Annotated in this window: 16 protein-coding genes and 1 other RNA gene; 6 read left to right on the top strand and 11 right to left on the bottom strand. The window is 42.5% G+C overall.

The window, feature by feature from the left end:
- Nucleotides 1-121: 121 nt before the first annotated feature.
- Nucleotides 122-1,234 carry a PEP-CTERM sorting domain-containing protein gene (locus LLF92_00190; GenBank protein MCE5339531.1) on the top strand — a complete coding sequence of 371 codons (1,113 nt, stop codon included), beginning with the start codon at nucleotides 122-124 and terminating at the stop codon, nucleotides 1,232-1,234.
- Between the two features lie 29 nt (nucleotides 1,235-1,263).
- Nucleotides 1,264-2,061: a PEP-CTERM sorting domain-containing protein gene (locus tag LLF92_00185; protein ID MCE5339530.1), complete on the top strand. Its 798-nt coding sequence runs from the start codon at nucleotides 1,264-1,266 to the stop codon at nucleotides 2,059-2,061.
- Nucleotides 2,062-2,070: 9 nt separating this feature from the next.
- Here the strand turns inward: LLF92_00185 and rnpB are convergent.
- An RNA gene (rnpB, locus tag LLF92_00180) (RNase P RNA component class A) lies at nucleotides 2,071-2,437 on the bottom strand.
- A 304-nt stretch (nucleotides 2,438-2,741) separates the two neighbouring features.
- Here rnpB and LLF92_00175 point away from each other — a divergent pair.
- Nucleotides 2,742-4,205, top strand: coding sequence for a hypothetical protein (locus tag LLF92_00175; protein ID MCE5339529.1), 1,464 nt, complete (start codon nucleotides 2,742-2,744; stop codon nucleotides 4,203-4,205).
- Nucleotides 4,206-4,561: 356 nt separating this feature from the next.
- Here LLF92_00175 and LLF92_00170 read toward each other — a convergent pair whose 3' ends face one another.
- The 10 genes from LLF92_00170 to LLF92_00125 all read right to left on the bottom strand — a co-directional run bounded on the left by LLF92_00170 (nucleotide 4,562) and on the right by LLF92_00125 (nucleotide 13,872).
- Nucleotides 4,562-5,560: a PAS domain S-box protein gene (locus LLF92_00170; protein ID MCE5339528.1), complete on the bottom strand. Its 999-nt coding sequence runs from the start codon at nucleotides 5,558-5,560 to the stop codon at nucleotides 4,562-4,564.
- 304 nt (nucleotides 5,561-5,864) lie between these two features.
- Nucleotides 5,865-6,443: a hypothetical protein gene (locus tag LLF92_00165; protein ID MCE5339527.1), complete on the bottom strand. Its 579-nt coding sequence runs from the start codon at nucleotides 6,441-6,443 to the stop codon at nucleotides 5,865-5,867.
- A 173-nt stretch (nucleotides 6,444-6,616) separates the two neighbouring features.
- A complete protein-coding gene (locus LLF92_00160) occupies nucleotides 6,617-7,279 on the bottom strand; it encodes a hypothetical protein (protein MCE5339526.1) in 663 nt (220 codons plus the stop codon).
- Nucleotides 7,279-7,902, bottom strand: a complete 624-nt coding sequence (locus LLF92_00155; GenBank protein MCE5339525.1) for a type II secretion system GspH family protein — start codon at nucleotides 7,900-7,902, stop codon at nucleotides 7,279-7,281. The genes LLF92_00160 and LLF92_00155 overlap by 1 nt, the downstream gene beginning before the upstream one ends.
- Nucleotides 7,903-8,052: 150 nt before the next feature.
- Complete coding sequence (locus LLF92_00150) at nucleotides 8,053-9,603, bottom strand: hypothetical protein (protein ID MCE5339524.1); 1,551 nt, start codon at nucleotides 9,601-9,603, stop codon at nucleotides 8,053-8,055.
- An 89-nt stretch (nucleotides 9,604-9,692) separates the two neighbouring features.
- Nucleotides 9,693-11,522, bottom strand: a complete 1,830-nt coding sequence (locus tag LLF92_00145; GenBank protein ID MCE5339523.1) for a LamG domain-containing protein — start codon at nucleotides 11,520-11,522, stop codon at nucleotides 9,693-9,695.
- Between the two features lie 223 nt (nucleotides 11,523-11,745).
- On the bottom strand, nucleotides 11,746-12,189 hold the full coding sequence (locus LLF92_00140; GenBank protein MCE5339522.1) for a hypothetical protein: 444 nt from the start codon (nucleotides 12,187-12,189) through the stop codon (nucleotides 11,746-11,748).
- A complete protein-coding gene (locus LLF92_00135; GenBank protein MCE5339521.1) occupies nucleotides 12,189-12,731 on the bottom strand; it encodes a SocA family protein in 543 nt (180 codons plus the stop codon). The genes LLF92_00140 and LLF92_00135 overlap by 1 nt, the downstream gene beginning before the upstream one ends.
- Nucleotides 12,732-12,827: 96 nt before the next feature.
- Nucleotides 12,828-13,241, bottom strand: coding sequence for a hypothetical protein (locus tag LLF92_00130; GenBank protein MCE5339520.1), 414 nt, complete (start codon nucleotides 13,239-13,241; stop codon nucleotides 12,828-12,830).
- 4 nt (nucleotides 13,242-13,245) lie between these two features.
- A complete protein-coding gene (locus tag LLF92_00125) occupies nucleotides 13,246-13,872 on the bottom strand; it encodes a ParB/RepB/Spo0J family partition protein (protein MCE5339519.1) in 627 nt (208 codons plus the stop codon).
- Nucleotides 13,873-14,220: 348 nt separating this feature from the next.
- Here LLF92_00125 and LLF92_00120 point away from each other — a divergent pair, with 348 nt between their 5' ends.
- The 3 genes from LLF92_00120 to LLF92_00110 all read left to right on the top strand — a co-directional run bounded on the left by LLF92_00120 (nucleotide 14,221) and on the right by LLF92_00110 (nucleotide 17,016).
- Nucleotides 14,221-14,949 carry a PEP-CTERM sorting domain-containing protein gene (locus tag LLF92_00120; protein ID MCE5339518.1) on the top strand — a complete coding sequence of 243 codons (729 nt, stop codon included), beginning with the start codon at nucleotides 14,221-14,223 and terminating at the stop codon, nucleotides 14,947-14,949.
- 236 nt (nucleotides 14,950-15,185) lie between these two features.
- On the top strand, nucleotides 15,186-15,947 hold the full coding sequence (locus tag LLF92_00115; protein ID MCE5339517.1) for a hypothetical protein: 762 nt from the start codon (nucleotides 15,186-15,188) through the stop codon (nucleotides 15,945-15,947).
- Between the two features lie 235 nt (nucleotides 15,948-16,182).
- A complete protein-coding gene (locus LLF92_00110; protein ID MCE5339516.1) occupies nucleotides 16,183-17,016 on the top strand; it encodes a hypothetical protein in 834 nt (277 codons plus the stop codon).
- Nucleotides 17,017-17,092: the final 76 nt, after the last annotated feature.

Raw genomic sequence — 17,092 nt, 5'->3', positions numbered from 1 at the left:
ATCCTCTTTTTAGTAACAATTAGTTAAACTCTATCGTATTTGTGGGCGAATATTAGGATTTATCTGCTCGGAGTTGTTCTAATTAGAAGAAGAAATAGAAACAAAAATTAGGGAGATGATTATGAAGAGAGTAATTTTTGTATGTTTGGTTGTGGTGCTGTTGGGATTTTTTGCCAATTCCGTACAAGCAGTGGCGGCAGCGGGGCCGACGTGGAATTCACTTAATAGTAGTTACGAGAACACGGTCCGCTATACCAAAGCCCTTCGTTCTTACGGATGGAAAGAAGAAACATTCACCTACTGGGGCAATATTAACTGGGGAATGCACAATGCTTTGAGTACTTTTTATTCTGGTTTGAGGGTAATGACAAGCACGGCGGTAGTGTGGCAGGAATATCCTTATTATTCATCGTGGGGACGATTTACCGCTGGCTTGTCCGGCACCGGCGTTGCCGGCCAAACTGTTCCCGTGCGCGTGGTGATTGACAGATTTGACCAGTACGATTCCGGAAACTACAAGCAGCAGTATGGTCTGACCGGTGCGTTCGGCGAAGGAACGCTTGTCGTTCGTGATATGACTACCGGCCAAATTCTTCAGCAGTGCGGCATCAGCGGCACAGGCGTTGTCGGTGGAATTCTCGAAATACCAAAAACTTCGACGGTTGGTTTGGAACTTAAAAGCGTAAGCGACCTTAGCTCCAATCAGTCCGGCATTTTGCTGTCGCTTGACCTTATCGGCCATCTCGAATATTCGCCGGATTTATATCGTGGTATGATTCAGGAATACGCGATTTTGCCGGATGATGAAATTCAGGGCGGCGGTTTTTCGTTCGCCAATGCGCAAAGCGGTTACTGGTTTGACCCGCCGTTCGTGAGCGAATTTGAATATCAAATGACTTCCGGTTCGCTGTTCACAAAAATCGGTGCATTTCCAACCGGCTTTGATGCCGCGATGCAAGTGTTGGTAAACGGAGTCTCGCTCGGCACGTTTGGCGCAGGCGACAGTGTTGATTTTGTATCACTGCTCGGCGCAGGCGTTTCGGAGTTCACGGTTCGCGGAATAAATCCGCTGGTGGATGCTGAAGACGAACTTGGTTTTCCGCTCCAGCTCGAATTCGATACAACGACCGCAAGTTTTGATATGATACCTGTTCCCGAACCTGCAACGATTTGTCTGTTGGGTCTCGGCGTTTTGGGTTTTGTTCGCCGAAAAAAAATAAACAAAAACAATTGAGAAGAAGTTTTTATTGAAAGGAGACGACAATGAAATCTCTATCTGTGGCATTGTTAGTTCTTCTGATGGCCGGCAGCTCTGGAATGGCCGCGGTTATCGCGGATTATTGTTTCGATGAGTCGGACGATACGGTGGCGATCGACTCATCAGGCAACGGCAACGATGGCACTCTCTTCGGCTTTACAAATTATGAAATGGGCTACGCCGATGACATCGCCAATGCCGGTTATACTTCAAATGGTATGCTTCGTTTGGTTAAAGGCGGCCTTTGCGAATATATTCAGTCCGCCATTGTCGCCAGAAATTTGCTCACCGGCAGTTTCACAATCGAAGCGATTACGAGCCTTCATTCCGACCCGTGGTACTGGCAGCCGTTGATCGGTTATGTCATACCGGATGAAGCGTTTGTTTATTGGGGTTCAGGGGTTAACGATGGTACCTCCGCTCCGCCGCACTGGCACATTGACAATGGCGGCCCGTGGATGAGCTATGATGATTATAAGGAAATTCTAACCGATGGCCAAATGCACCATTATGCGATTGCTTATGACGCCGGCGAAGGCATATTGAATATGTATCTTGATTCAGTTGACCCTATTGCCACGGTGTTTGTGAATCTTAGCGGCGCTGTGCCGGAAGGCGATACCGGCCTGTTGCTGATTGGTTCACATATGGGAAGCTCTTCTTATGAAGTTTGGAACGGCCTTATCGACAGGATTCGTTTTTCTGATAATTTTGTTTCTCCGCAGGATTTTATTGCGATACCTGAACCGACGACAATATTGATGTTGAGTTTTGGTTTGGCTGTTTTAAGGAAAAGAAAATAATATGAAAATTTGTCCGGTGCGTCTATAAGCCGGGTTCTGTCTTTCACCTGTTAAGATGAGAGGCAACCATTTATCTGGGCCTGCGATTGCTCACAGGCTCAAGCAGCCTACCCGCTGAAGTAACGCTCGGGCAAAGCATTTCAGCATACTTGGCCTTGCAGACGGTGGGGTTTGCCGTGCCGATTACGTCGCCGCAATCGCGGTGCGCTCTTACCGCACCTTTTCACCCTTACCCGAAGGCGGTTTATTTTCTGTTGCACTTTCCCTTATCTGATTTCTCAAATCGGTGGCCGTTAGCCATCACCGCGCCCTGTTCTGCCCGGACTTTCCTCCCAGCGACATTTAAATGTCACTGGACGGTCGCCCGACGCAACGGACAAATTTTCATCATTGTAATTATACGCTATTTTGCAAAAATGTGCAATTTTTCATTGTTAATTTTGCGTAAAATACCCTTTTCAACGCTTTATACTTGATTTTTAGCCCTCTTTATGGTATAATACCCGCCTGATTCAAAATTGAAGATTGTAGATTGTCGAAGACCCCCGAATCTTTAGGATTTTTGCTCTTTGAACGCAAAAATCAGAGGGGGAAGAATTTGCGAATAAACAATCTTCAATCTTCATTCTTCCATCTTCAATTGTTACATCCCCTTTTTTCATTTTTTTTAAGGAACTTTTATGACTACTGCTTTATCGCCGCGACGTATTTCAAAAGCGAACAGGATTTTTCAATCAATAAAAAAGCACAGGCCGAAAACGCGCGCCGATTTGAAAAATTATCTTTCAGTATGTCTGGATTTGAACGTCAGCGATTCGAAAATTTGTCCCGCTCACGATTCACCAATGGATTATTTATGGCACAGCTTCAACAGCGATTTTGACGGCAGCGCAAGCGGTGATTGTGTCGTCTGGGCCGGCCGTGGCGGCGGAAAAACTTATCTTGCCGCGGCCGCGACTCTTTTAGACAGTATTTTCAAGCCCGGCTGCAAAACGCGAATCCTTGCCGGCAGTCAGACACAGGCGCAGCGGATGTATGATTATCTGCTTGGCTTTGTGTACAACGGCTTTGAAGAATTTATCGCGGATGAGAAAAAAGATAAATGTATTTTTACGAATGGCTCAAATGTCGAAGTACTGACGCAATCAATGGCTTCGGTTCGCGGCAGTCATATCCACAAACTTCGCTGCGATGAAGTTGAGCTTTTCAAAAAGCAGATTTTTGAAGCTGCGAAATTCACAACCAAAACGAATAATGGTATTGTCGCCGCGATGGAAACCTTGAGCACAATGCACCAGCCGTTCGGCATTATGCACGAGCTTGTCGGCAAATCGCAGGAAAGCAAAATCAGAATTTTCAAATGGTGTATCTGGGAAGTGATAGAAAACTGCAAAGACCGTTCGTGCGGTCAATGTCCGCTGAACGATGACTGCCGAGGCGTTGCAAGGCGGGCGAAAGGCTATTTAAAAATAGATGATGTAATTGCACAAATGCGGCGTTGCAGCAGGGCGGCGTTTGAATCTGAAATGCTTTGTTTAACGCCTTCGCTTGAGAATGTAGTGTTCGCGGAGTTCAAGCCGAATATTCATATCGCGCCTGTGGAATATAATCCTGATTTACCGCTGTATCGGACGATTGATTTTGGTTTTGTAAATCCGTTTGTTTGCCTGTGGATTCAGGTCGATGGCAGCGGAACAATCAGGGTCATTGACGAGTATATTCAGAGCAGAAAGACGATTGATGCGCACGCCGAGGAGATTAAAAATAGAAAGCCGTACAGCGAGAGCAATGTAATTATGACATTTTGCGATCCTGCCGGTGTTGGCGTGAATGATGTTACGGGCACAAGTCCTGTCAGTCAGTTGCGCAAAGCGGGCGTAAAACTTCGTTTTAGAAAAAGCGCGATACTCGACGGTGTTGAACTTGTCAGAAGGGCGTTGCGAACCGGCGACGGCAAAAGCAATTTCGTTGTGAATCCCCGTTGCGGCAGATTGATTGAAGCGATGCAGAGTTATCATTATCCTGTCAGCGGCTCGATTGAAACGCCGCAGAAAGACGGTGTGTACGACCATCCGATAGATGCGCTGCGGTATTTCTTTATGAATTATTATTGTATGGGAACTGCCAAAGACAGGAGATATTAAGGTTCTCTCTAAAAAAAATGACATCGGATGCTATTTTTAGAGATAACCTTAACTAACAAAAAAGCTGCTTTGATTTACCAGAGAATAGAACCAAACTCTGGCTCATCAGAACAGCCTTTGCTTCCACTTATGCCCTATGTTGCGAGCACAACTTTTATCGCATCCGATAATCTGATGCGTCTTCGTACCTTTCCGCTGAAGCGGCACCGGCAAAAATCTCTCTGCCCCCAACCCATCAACACGAACGATTGTAACGAGAGTTTTACATATATTCAATTGTGGTAAATACGGGGAAGAGGTTAGGAACCGGTTTTTATACCGGAAAACAGGGTTTTGGCTGAAAATATATATTTTTTTTATATTTTTTGCACTGCGGCACCATAATTTATCGCTTTTTGCGTCAGTTCCACAAGATTTGTCGCCCCCAATTTTCGCATTATATTAGCGCGGTGTTCTTCGACCGTTCGGATGGAACGCAGCGACTCGGCGGCGATTTGTTTATTGCTTTTGCCTTCCATTACCATCGCGAGGATGTCATTTTCTGTTTTGGTCAATATTTTATACGCGGTGATGTCAGACATTACACCCTCCATATAGTTTTCATCTCGATTTATCGCGGCGGACACTCTCATCCAGAAAAGTTCGCCGGTCAATCGTCTGGCTTTTATCTCAAAATTATCAATGTATCCCTTTTCATTTAAAACAGCCAACAGTTCGGACCGGCGTTTCAGGTCTGCGTAGAAATTTGTTGATTTGTGATGCACAAGGCATTCCTGCCGGTTTTCATAACCGAGTATTCTTACCAGCGCTTCATTGCATTCCAGCAGCTTACCATCGCTGATTTGAGTTCTGAATAATGCTACTCTGGCATTATTGTACAGAGCTTTGTAATTATTCAATGAGGTTTCTAATTTTTGTTGTAACGTTTTTACTTCGGTAACATCGCGGATTGTGCCGACTATCGCTTCGATTTCACCATTCTTATCAACCATGAAATTCCTGCTTATGCCGAACCATACCCAGTGGCCGTCCTTATGCCGGAATCGTTTTTCGAGGTATCCGTCAAAATTTTTCGGCTGTTTTTTTTGCGTAAGTATATCCCTGATTTTATAATCTATGGTTTCCAGGTCGTCAGGATGGAATCTTTGGCGTGTTCCTTCAAAACCCATTTTTATTACTTCTTCAGGCGTGAAACCGCTGATAGCTGTTGAAGCCGGACTGACATATTTAACCTCACTTGTTTTGGCGTCTATCAGATAAAATACATCTGTCGAATTTTCAATTAGTCGCAAATAACAGTTCTTTGATTCATCCCAAAAACAGCTTTTGGGCGTTGCAGATTTTTTTCTACTCATAAATTGCCTATCCTGTCTAACAGACAACCCCCATTTTAGCTTACTACCCTTATAATACACTAAATCGTAGTAAAAACCAAATAAAAAAGGCCATTTTAATGTCAGGATAGAAGCGCAGAAAAGACATGCTGAAACGAGGTCGTAAGGGTGGACTAAACTTACACCTGCCTTACGCATCTTTTTATAGCATCCCAAGCCAACGACTTTTACCAATTAAGTATTGTACCGTATTGAGAATTTGCTTGTAAAGAAAAAAGATACAAAGCCTTTTTAGACAACAAGTCAATGCCAAAATAGCTTTTAATTACTTTTTGGATACTACTCTGTAATGCGGATGGTACTTTGCGATGAATTCTTCGCTGTGGTGGACGACATATTCATTTTTCGCAAGCAGGGCGTTAATGTATTCCTTGTCCTGTTGGAATTGCGACATATCAGGTTTTTGCTTTTTAATTTCAGCCAAAATTCTCGGCCAAATCCGCTTCCACTGCTGAATGTCCTTTTTGCTGACCGGCTTTGCGCTTCTGACAAGTGCATCTGTTAAATCCTCGATAGAAACTTTGCCGTCTTTGATAAGTTTCAGATTCGCACGCGTAAATTTTCCGCTCGGCGGAAGCGGACAATAATCGTAATCCTCAAAATCGTCGGCTTCGGCAAGCTCCTGCCTGATATAATTCCTCGCAGCGTTCGCGTCAGAAATTAAATGAGCCGGCCCGAAAAATCCCTGAAAGAAAGTCTTGTAAATATCGACAAGTCTTTGTTCTGGATACCTGTCGATCTCCTGTTTGACAATTTTAGAAAGAGATTTGTCATTTGCGTATTTGCACGAAGACGCTAAAAAAAGAAAAGGCAGAACAAGGATAAGTAATACAAAAGTTTTCACAATAACAATAAATACTAAAAATGTTATTGCGTCAACAAGTTTCTGTTTGGCATATTTTAATTTTGGTAATTCGGATTTGCCTGCCCCGTTAGATGGTTCGTTAATATTATTTAATTAAATCCATCTAATCGGGGGTTCGAATTTAGATATTAGGATTTCGGATTTAAGGTTGCTTATCTTCCACCGCGTCCTCCGCCGCCACCAGGACCGCCGCCACCACCCATTCTCGGCATACTGATTCCGCGCTGCTGCATTCTCTGCTGCATTGCACGCATAAATTGCGACCGTTGCGCACGCTCCAGTGCAGTGCCACGTTCAGTCCTCGAACGTATATTCGACGGATTGTTGCGTTGTGCCTGACGTTCTTCCCGACGTTTCTGTGCGTTCGGGTCGTTTGGTTCGTTTGCGTCTCTGCGGCGTTCAGGTCGCGGCATCTGCTGCATGTTTTTCATGTTCTGCTGCATTTCATCAATCACTTTATCGAGAAACGCGGTTTGCTGTTCTTTCGGCAGTGTAAAATAGGTTTCCATATTATGCTTCTCGACTTGCCTGTGCGTCATCATCGAGTACATCATCTGTTCCTGCTGCGAGAGCTTTTTATATTTGTCGCTGTTCTTGTACACAACGACATCATCGTAGGATTGCTTACGCATGTCCGGCAGATTCGCGTCGTGGAACCTTGGCCGTCTTCCGCCGAATTCATCGTCATCGCCGCCGAAAGCCATGTACAATCCGCCGACAGCAGAAAGGCAAACAACGGCAATTACGGAGGCAATTATTATAATTTTCTTTTTGTTTGGTTCTGGTTTTTTCATTTTTCCCGCTAACGTTGCCATTATTTACCCCTTGTTCTGTCGGCGACTAAAGTGTCCGCAAAAAGATACATAAATGAGCCAAGAGAATATTGACTACTGTCTCGCATATCTCTTTCGCCGCCGGAGTTTATTTTTTTACCGTGAAAGCCCTCATAATCGTGCAGCATCCAAACTTCGCTTGTGCCGAATCTCTTGGCGAACCAGTCATCTTCAATTTTCCGACCGCCCAGATGTTCGTTATACTCGTAACTCGAGCCTTCTTCCTTCCAGTATGATGTTCCCTTTTCAGGATATTTGTCGGCAGGACATTTGAGTGCTTCCGGTCCGCTTAGATATTTTTTCATACACGGATAAAGTGCTACGGAATTTGCGTCGCCCTGTACGGTTGAATACGGCATGTTCCATATTATCGGCATTGTGTTGCGATTTTCATCGAGGTACATTCTGAACGCGACCGCGCAGCCGTGGAGGTTTTGTTTGCAGCCGGTTTTGTACGCGCTTCTGCGGGCGGCGCCGAGTGCAGGCATTAAAATGCCCATCAGCATCGCGATTATCGACAGCACTACAAGCAGTTCAACTAATGTAAAACCTGTGCAATATTGCCTGTACCCTGTTCCCTGTACCCTATACCCTATTGTTCTCATACGTCCTTTAACTTTCCAATAAATATATTCTGTCACCGTTTAGTGTACGGAATTATCGTCTGGTAACATATATAGTATAAGACGTTTACGACTTTTAAATATTGCAGAAAAATGGCGTTTTAAGAATAAGCGTCGAAGTTGAAAGCGGGATTATAACCCTTTTGGTGGAAAGAAATTATGAACGCTTGAGTTGCCGCAGTCGATTCGTTGCCAATCAGGAGGCACAATGCTCTTTAAGTCGATTTTGTCGAACCTTGTCAGTTCCGGCCCAATAACTATCGCGCCTGCTGGTTTAGCGTTTGTTAATTTAGGCAATTCTTTCAAGCCTGCCGTATGCGTAACGGCTCTGTCGGTTGCGGAGAGTTTGTCAGCGACTCGGAACGCGGAAACTCCCGCCGACAATTCGTTATATATCTGCCCGCCGCCTTCAATCGCGTACAAGGGCGAAAGTGTCAAAATCGTTTTGGAGTCCTGTGCGGTCGCGACGATTTGTTTTGAGATGTTATGAATCTTTATTGGCGTCCAGTTGTCCGGCGATAAACATTTTGAAATTTTAGAGATGGGCTTTTGTGAAATCATTGTCGCCAATGACAGCGCGACAAAAATCGCAACGCAAATTTTATAACTGCCCGTGGTTCGTAAATACAATAATCCGAATCCCATAACAATAATTATAAAAATTACAGGTATTCCAAAATATTGTTTCCACATCGTCGGCGGAAAATACGTAATGATAAACGATGTAATCAGAAGCAGAAAAGCAAGCAGGGCATTTGTTTTTTGAGTGATAGTAATTTTTTTGCGAAAAACAAAAACGCAGAAACAAATAAAAACCGCAGTCATTATCAGAAATGAGGAGTCAAAATTTCTTAAAGCCCAAATCGTAAGATAACTTTTGTCATAGGCGATATGAAGGTCGTGTAGCAATTGGCCGTGCAGCATCGATACCAAAAAGATGTTCACAAAAAACGCCCGTCCGCTTGCAATTGCAATATAAACCGGCACAATACTGAAAGCAATCACGCCAAGTGTTATTGCGAGGAGTGATGTGGATGTAGGGTGGGCTTTAGCCCGCGCGGAGTTGATAATAATATTGTTACTTCGTGTCTTTGCAATAACCATTGCAAGGAAAATCGGCATAATAAAAACGCTTGTCGCCCTTGTCCAGACGGCGATTGTCAGCAGGGCAGCGATTGTGAATATTCGCATCGTGTTATGTTTTTCGCCGATGAAAATCCTGAAACTCAACACAATGCACAGTAGCGTCATATCGTGGTTCCACGCAACGCCCAGCAAATACGACACGAAAGGATTGAACACAAACAGCGTGCATGCCGCCAGTCCCAGCAGCGTTCCTGAAAAATAATATTCAGCGAAAATTTTCCTGAATGTACTGAATATGCAGATAATAATGAATATATCGAAAGCAATGGAAATCAGCCGAGCGGCCAAAAGATAATGCGTTGTGCCGGTCAGTTTATAAACCGCTGCGCACAAAAGCGGGTGATAGGGCAATTGTGTGGCATAAGAAAAATCGCGGTAAATCATCAGGCCTTTGCTTATTAAGTATCCGCCTGTGCAGTACATCTGTTCATCGCTGCTCATTGCCTTGCTCATACTGGCGGCAAAAAGATACAGCGACAAAAACGCCAAAACCACGACAGCAAAAAGAAGCATTAATTTATAATAGGCTTTATTCATCAGCCTTAAATTATAGTATATGCTGAAATATGCAATTAAAAAAAAGCCCTGATTTTTAGGTCAGGGCTCTGGATTTTTCATTGCTGATATTATTTTATCAACTGGTTTGCGTTTTCAAGGAAGCCGATAGAATCATCGATTTTCCTGCATGCCCATGATTCGTAAGTGATTGCCGCCAGTATTTCAATGCGTGTCTTTATTGAATCCTTCGGCTTCATGCCAATCTTTCCCAACATCTGATAAGTCGCCGTTTCAATTTTTCTGGCGTGATTGAGCTGGGCTACTATATCCTGTTTGATTTCAATTGCGTCTGCGAGATTGCGTTTCGCAAGTTGCTTTTTGGTACATTCATTGCCATCGCAGACCGGATAAATGCTGACCTGCTTTTTCGCGGCAAGTCCTTTGCAATCGGCCTTGATAGTGCAGGTTTCGCTCGGCCGATAGAGTCTTTCGGTCATTAATAATCCGTTTGCATCGATGAAAGCGAACTGGTTTGAATTAATTGTGAAGTTCGCGTCCGCGGTTACATCACCGCTTGTGCCGTCGCTGTAATAGCCGGTAACCTTGTACTGCGTGTCGGATTCTTCCGCTACGGAATTCGGCCCAACGATTTCAATGTTGTCCAAAACTGCAGTCTGACCGGCGACCGCGTTGATATAATCGACAGACAAGCTGCCAAAAGTCGAACGTGGATAAACATATTTCGAGAAAATCAATTCTACCTTATCTATCGGCGAACTGCTGTAGCCTGTTAAAATCGCGGCGTTGTCCCAAAAGATGGTAGCGAAACCATTTTCCCTTTTCATAGTGATTTCGGCAGTACCTGCCACAGGAAGAGTGTTCATTTGACAATTGTAAATATAATTGGATTCAATTTTTGCGACTTTTCCGCCTCTGTGTGCTATCCACGCATCGCAATATCCGGATTCGACGACGATTTTTGTGCCGGAATATGCTCGGATGTACAGCGTTTGCATAGCAGAGGAGACTCTTCCTGAATCCCATGATATTTTTGTGTTTATTTCAAAATCTCCCGGCGCAGAAAAATCACGTGTAAGGAACACATCATTCCATGCGTATGAAACTGGCGATGTAATGCCTGTAACGGTGAGATTTGTGCCGCTTTCAGTGTAAGTCCAGCCGGAAGCGTTGTTGTAAGTTATGTTCCATGCCGGGTCGAGTACACCATCGTCGAAGTGGTCACTGATGGAGCTTGCCGCCGTTGCTTCGTTATAAAGCTCGGCAATCTCGTTCGTGTCGAGTGCGTAATCATAAATGCTGACTTCGTCAATCAGTCCGTTGAAATACATTCCATCATCTCTTCTGCCTATATACAATGGTCTGGTGTTGCCTGCCGGAGTAGGAAATGCATAGCCTGTTCTTGAAGTTGCAATGCCATCCACATAAAAGGTGGAATAGCTGCCAGAAACCGTTACGGCAACGTGGTGCCATTCGTTTAATGAAATGGCCAAATTACTGTTTTGTCCCTGAAATTTGTATTTACTGGCTCTGACCATTGTCAATGTCGGGTCAACATATACATTGGTTCTGAAATCGTATGGATTATATGTAGCTCCGCTGCCCAGACATTTTGTAACGATACATTGGCTGCCGCCTGTACCGGTGCCGCCTTGTCTAAAGCAAACCCACGCAGCTATTGTGATGTCGCCTGTGATGTTCAGGTTGGCATTGTGAGGAACTTCAACATAATCGCTTACACCGTTGAAGTCCAGCGCTCCGCCAATTACGCCTTCTGCCCAGGTTGCGCCGACTATCGTTCCGTTGTAACCGCCCGCTGAATCGCTTGCGACTGTGCCGCTGCCTTCGTCGAACGTCCAGTTCGCGACAAGACCCGCTGCTGACGCAAAACCACAGACCACAAGAATTGCTAAAAACGAAATTGATAGATTTGGTTTCACAGTTAACTCTCCTAAAATAACGTTCAATATTTGAATATGTATTCAAGAGATACTGTATCACTTGCTTTTGTTTTGTCAAGTTATTTACGACTCTGTTTTCCTAAACAAATTTTCGCTCTTCAGTCCTGTTCGTCCACTCGTTTACAATTAACATCAGCGCAGCGGTGCTTTTTTTATTCTTCGTAATGACAATTGCGATTTGAATTACTACAGTGATTAGTTGTTATATATTATTTTCTTCCGGTAATATCATTTTTTTATAAATCGGCGGAATTACCTTGCTTTTTGCAATACCGTGAAGAATTTTTTGCAGCAGTTCATTTGGCAAGGCGGGCAATAGCTCCCACTTTTGTTTTTTTAATTGTTTTTTCAAATTTTCCTTATTGTACTGTTTAGGTCTGTTGCAACATATTAAACAGTATTCAGTAAACTCTTTGTAGTCTTTTGGTGAAAGTGGGATGTGAATGTCATCTCCACCATTACAATTTTTATGTAAGTCAAATTGTGTTGTACTAGTTGACAGAATTGTTAATTCATCGGCTTGAGGATTAGAATTGAGAACAAAATAATATCGAGTTTTTCTGCTACCATCTTCGGTGAGTTTTGCTCTGAATGCTCCACCTTGAGTAAAAACAGCTCGAAATTTTAGATCATCAGATGAATCCATTAACTAAAATCTGCCCATGCATCCTGCTCATCGTAAATGATTTCGAGCATTTTTTTAGCGGTGTCATCTAAGTCGGCAAAAAAATCCTCGTAAGGAATTAATTCCCGTTGTCCTTCTTTAGGCGGCCAGTGTTTTTTATATACTTCAAGATTATGGGTTATATCACTTAGCCTAAAGGGGTCGGTATGACCGTAATTTTTATAAATGTCGTCCAGTACTTCCAAGTCTGATTCAGACAGCCAATCTGTGGTAGTTTTTTCATTCGCAACTAATCTATGCTTTGCATCTAAAACTAAACTGCCGTCAAGGAACCTGTCTATAGCATCTTTCAATTCTGAACATACTGGGCCATACTTCATAGTGTAATAGGTGCCGCCGATAATTGGCCTGCCATATTTTGCCAGATGTTCTCTGTCGGCAAGGAAAAACAATTTTACTAATTGGAGTTTGTCCATTGAGCCATTGTTTTTATACAACATCCACAGGACTGCCTGTTTGGCTTTTTCGGCGTCATATTGGAATTTAATGATTTTATTCGGCATAGTGTGCATACCTCCGTATGCATTATACTATTATTTATTCGACTAAATCAAGTAGTTTGTTCAATTAATTTTGCATTCAAGACCGCTGAAATCTTTTTACGGCCTTTTTTTCTTTTCCGCAAGCACTGCCAGAATTGTCGAGGCTGTTTCATTGTCGATTTTTGGTGCGGGTTCCTGGGCTTCTGTTTGAGTTATGGGTTCTGCGAATTTTTCTTGTAATTCTTCTTTGATTAAATCCATACAGGCTTTTCTGCTGGTTTCGTTATTGTCGCTGTTGCACAGTTCGATTAATTTCGCCGTTGCGACTGGCAGATATTTTGCGATTAACAGTTGGCTTCGTTTTTTGGCAACTTCGAGTCTGCCATCGATTTCATCCTTAGTTTGTTTGTAATTTAGTAATTTTGAGAGTTTTTTAAAAGAAATCCGGTATTTCTGGATTAATTCAGTTTCATCCACTTCATTTTGAACCCATTCATCTATTATTTTGGTGTGTTTTTTTGTTATCGACATAGTTTTATCCCTCCTTTTCGATAAAATTTAACCATTCTGAGGCGATTTTTGTTATCGCAAGGGCTTTTTTCGCGGCTTTTGAGCTGTTTTTGGCTGTTTTTGAGACTGCTTTTTGAACGATTTTTAGTTGTTCATCGGTAAGAAAGAACACCAGCGTTTGCAGATACGCCTTTACATCGGCCGTGAAATTCTCCAGAGGCTTGGTAATATTTTTAAGTTTTTCAATGACTTGTTTTGTGTCCGGCAGTAATTTACTAAGCTCTTTGCTGTTGTATTTTTCTGAAAGTTTTTTAATGATTTCGATTTTCATACTCAATTCGTCTTTGCCTCCGAGCCGGTTCAGCGTCGTTAATAAAATCCGTACTTGGTTGTCGTCAGCGTCCCACTGAATACAGTCAGCGGTCTTTGCGCCGATTTGCTTTAACGCCTCTGCGCGGTGATGGCCGTTGATGATTTGGAAAAAGTACTCACGCTCCGGATGCTTGCGGACTATCAGCGGCTCGTAATTGCCGGTTTTTTTGATGTGCAGTTTGAGCTTCTCGAAATTCGCTTTGCTCATCCTGTTAGGATTCTCCGGATGCACAAGCAGTTGTTCCAATGGGATTCTGATAATTGTCGTTTCGTTTGTCATAATATGCTCCTTGTAAAAATGAATATTGAATATTGTAGATTGAAGATTTGAGGAACGCCTTTGGCGGGATATTTATAATAATTTTCAATCTTCATTCTTAAATCTTCAATCTTTATGGGACTTTGATGCTGTCCGATTTGGCATTTGCGAATTTAATTTGTATGTTTTCATTGCAATGTAAACATAAACATAAATATGAATAGCAGTTAGGGGGTTGTTTATGGACACCGCAGCGAAGATGAGTTTAGGTTTTTCAGAAAAGACCATTAAAAAGATTGCGTTTCTAACTATATTTTATGTTTTTTTGCTTGTGGTGCTATCCATTTAGTCGCAAGCGGATTTTGTGCTATGAAAAAGATTGCGTTTATAACTGTATTTTGCGTTGTATTGCTGATGTTATTATCTGCTCAATCGGAAGCTAACATCATTCAGCATGTCGAAGGCGTTTCAATTACCGGCGACGCGGTGATTTTAGAATCGCAGATGGCAATCTCCGGCGACATACTGACGGTCAGACTTTCAAATCTCTCGACGACTGCCTCCAACAGTCCCGACGATTTGTTGAGCAGTTATTATTTTGACATTTACAACAGCATCGGTCAGCGGCCGGAGCTTGTGCTTCTGTCTGCGACCGGCGATGTTTACAAGACGGATGAAAATTCAACCGACACATTGCAAACAGCCAATGCGGATTTAAAAGCCGTCGCGAAAAAGGACGACACATGGTATTTTTCAGCGTTCAACGCGGCAGCCAATCCGTATCTCGGCTTTGGCGTGGGGACGGTCGGCAATTCGACTATGACAAATAATTTCCCCGGCAACATTGTCGGCGGAATAGACTACTCGATTTATGCCGGCGATGTCGCGACCCAGAGTCTGAACGACAGGCTGTTTGTTTTGAATACAATCACGTTTACATTCTCCGGCGTAACAGGTTTTGCTGAATCTGATGTTTTGAACTCTGCGGTGTTTGGTTTGGGTACATCTCCGGATAGTACTCTGATGTTTATTCCTGAACCTTCTACTCTCGCAATACTCGCCGGCGGAATTTTGCTTTTCAAAATTAGACGAAAATAATTTAGTCGTTAGTTGATGGTTGTTAGTGGATAGTAAAAGTTTTTACTGTCCATTTTTTTTATACTCTTCACTCTTAGTTCTTTTTATCCCCGAGTCTTCAGGATTTTTCTTCTTACAATCCCCTTACGGGGACTTAAAAGAAAAATCAGAGGGGACACTCTTAACTCTTCGTTTTTAACTCTTATTGACATCTCCTCCTTTGCGAGTTACACTTTTAGCTTTTAAAGGCTGAATAAATGTTCTCAATTACAATCGGTGTAGTAACTTTCGTATGTGCTTTTGGCGGCGCGATTTTCGGTATGTATCTTCGCGGCCTTTTGCCTGACCATCATTTGCGTGAAGACTCAAAAGACGCGATGAAGACCGGCATTGCGATTGTCGCTACGCTGTCGGCTCTTGTTTTGGGTCTGCTGATTAGCTCGGCTAAAAATGCGCTGGACTCGACGAACACCGCGTTCACGCAATCCGGTGCGAAAATTATTATGCTCGACCGCGTTTTGAAAATTTACGGCCCCGAAGCCAACGAGCCTCGTGTCATTTTGAAATCAACTTTGCAGGCGATTGTCGAACGCTCGGCTGTGAAAGATAAAAATAAAGTTGTGAAAATGCCGACCAACGGCAGAACGGTCGGAATGGAACTTGTGCTCGATGGCGTGCGGAGTCTTGTGCCGCAGACCGCTTCGCAAACGCAGATTCAGAGCCAGGCGGTGGAGCTTTGCAACGATTTAATGCTGTCGCGATGGCTCGTGATGGAGCAGTCGCAGGTTACTGTGCCGGCGACTCTGCTTGTGATACTTATTTTTTGGCTGACGATACTTTTTGTAAGCTGCGGTTTGTTTTCGCCGTACAATTCGACGGTGATTATTGTTTTGCTCGTTTGCGCAATGTCGGTTTCGTCCGCGATTTTTCTGATTGAGGATATCAGCAAGCCGTTCGACGGAATGATACAGGCCTCAACCGGCCCACTCACTACCGCGCTCGAAAGACTCGGAAGATAAAAATAAGTGAAGAGTGAAGAATTAAGAGTGAAGAATTCTTAATTTTGAGTTTTGAATTTTTAATTAAAAATTAAAAATTAAACATTAATAATTAAAAATTAAAAATTATATGGAATCCGTTTAAACAAGAAATCTTCAAAAAATAAGGTATGATTTTTGCCTTGCAATTCCAAACCAAAATGCGATAATTTGTATTAGTTATTGATATTTAGTATTGGTACGTGGCGTTAAGCTTTTGGCTATTAATTTAGCCACAGAAGTTCACAGAGATTTCGTTATGATAAAAGTAATTTTACTTTCAATTGCAGTTATATGCTTAATTATTAGTATATGGCAACTATATTCTAGAAAAGATTCTTCAAAAAGACGCCTTAATATTTTCTTCATTATACTTTCTACCATGTCAGTTATTATTGGAATTTTTTATGATCCAACTCCAAAAAACTTTGGTGCGTTAAAGCCAAAACAAAAAGTTTCTTATACTATAAATAACAATGAAAAAAATAGCATACAGTACAGGTCTGGAGAGCAAATAATCAAAATTACAGGGCTGAATCAAATCATACAACCTTTTGGGCCTAATGTATATTTTTCTCTGAGAAAAACAAAAGAGGGTCTCCTTGTTTCTGCTAAAATAACCAGTTTGGACAATAAAATAGTTGCCAAAATGATTAATAATCAATGGGTACTAAATCCCAATAATTATTTTCGTAAATATTATGATGAATCCACATTGGAAGTAATAGATGCATATGAAGTTCCAGTACTACAAATAGAATATCTTGATCAAGATACAGTAAAAATAGGAGGTATTTTTAGAGCAGAAAATGATCTTGTATCAAAAATAGATTCAGATTTCCCAGCAATAAAAGATCCCAATGATGGAGGAGTAGGCTTTTGGGTGCCAAATAAAAGTATAATTATTGTTGGCATAAACGGGATGCGATCAGGAGGCTACTTAAAAAAATTATCTCTTGATGAATTTATAGTTGAAGCAAAAACAGTAATAAAACCTTGGCTTGATTACAATGATCCTCAAATACCTTGTAAAAGAAGACTGAATAATTAGGGACAGCCACCTATTTTTTTGCGATAACTACCGGCGTTCCATGCTATTCATTTTTTTTAAACCGCGTAGCGTCAAT

Source organism: Planctomycetaceae bacterium (genome assembly GCA_021371795.1).
In the GTDB taxonomy this organism is placed as follows: Bacteria; Planctomycetota; Phycisphaerae; order Sedimentisphaerales; family UBA12454; genus UBA12454.
This window is presented reverse-complemented; position numbering and strand designations above follow the sequence as displayed.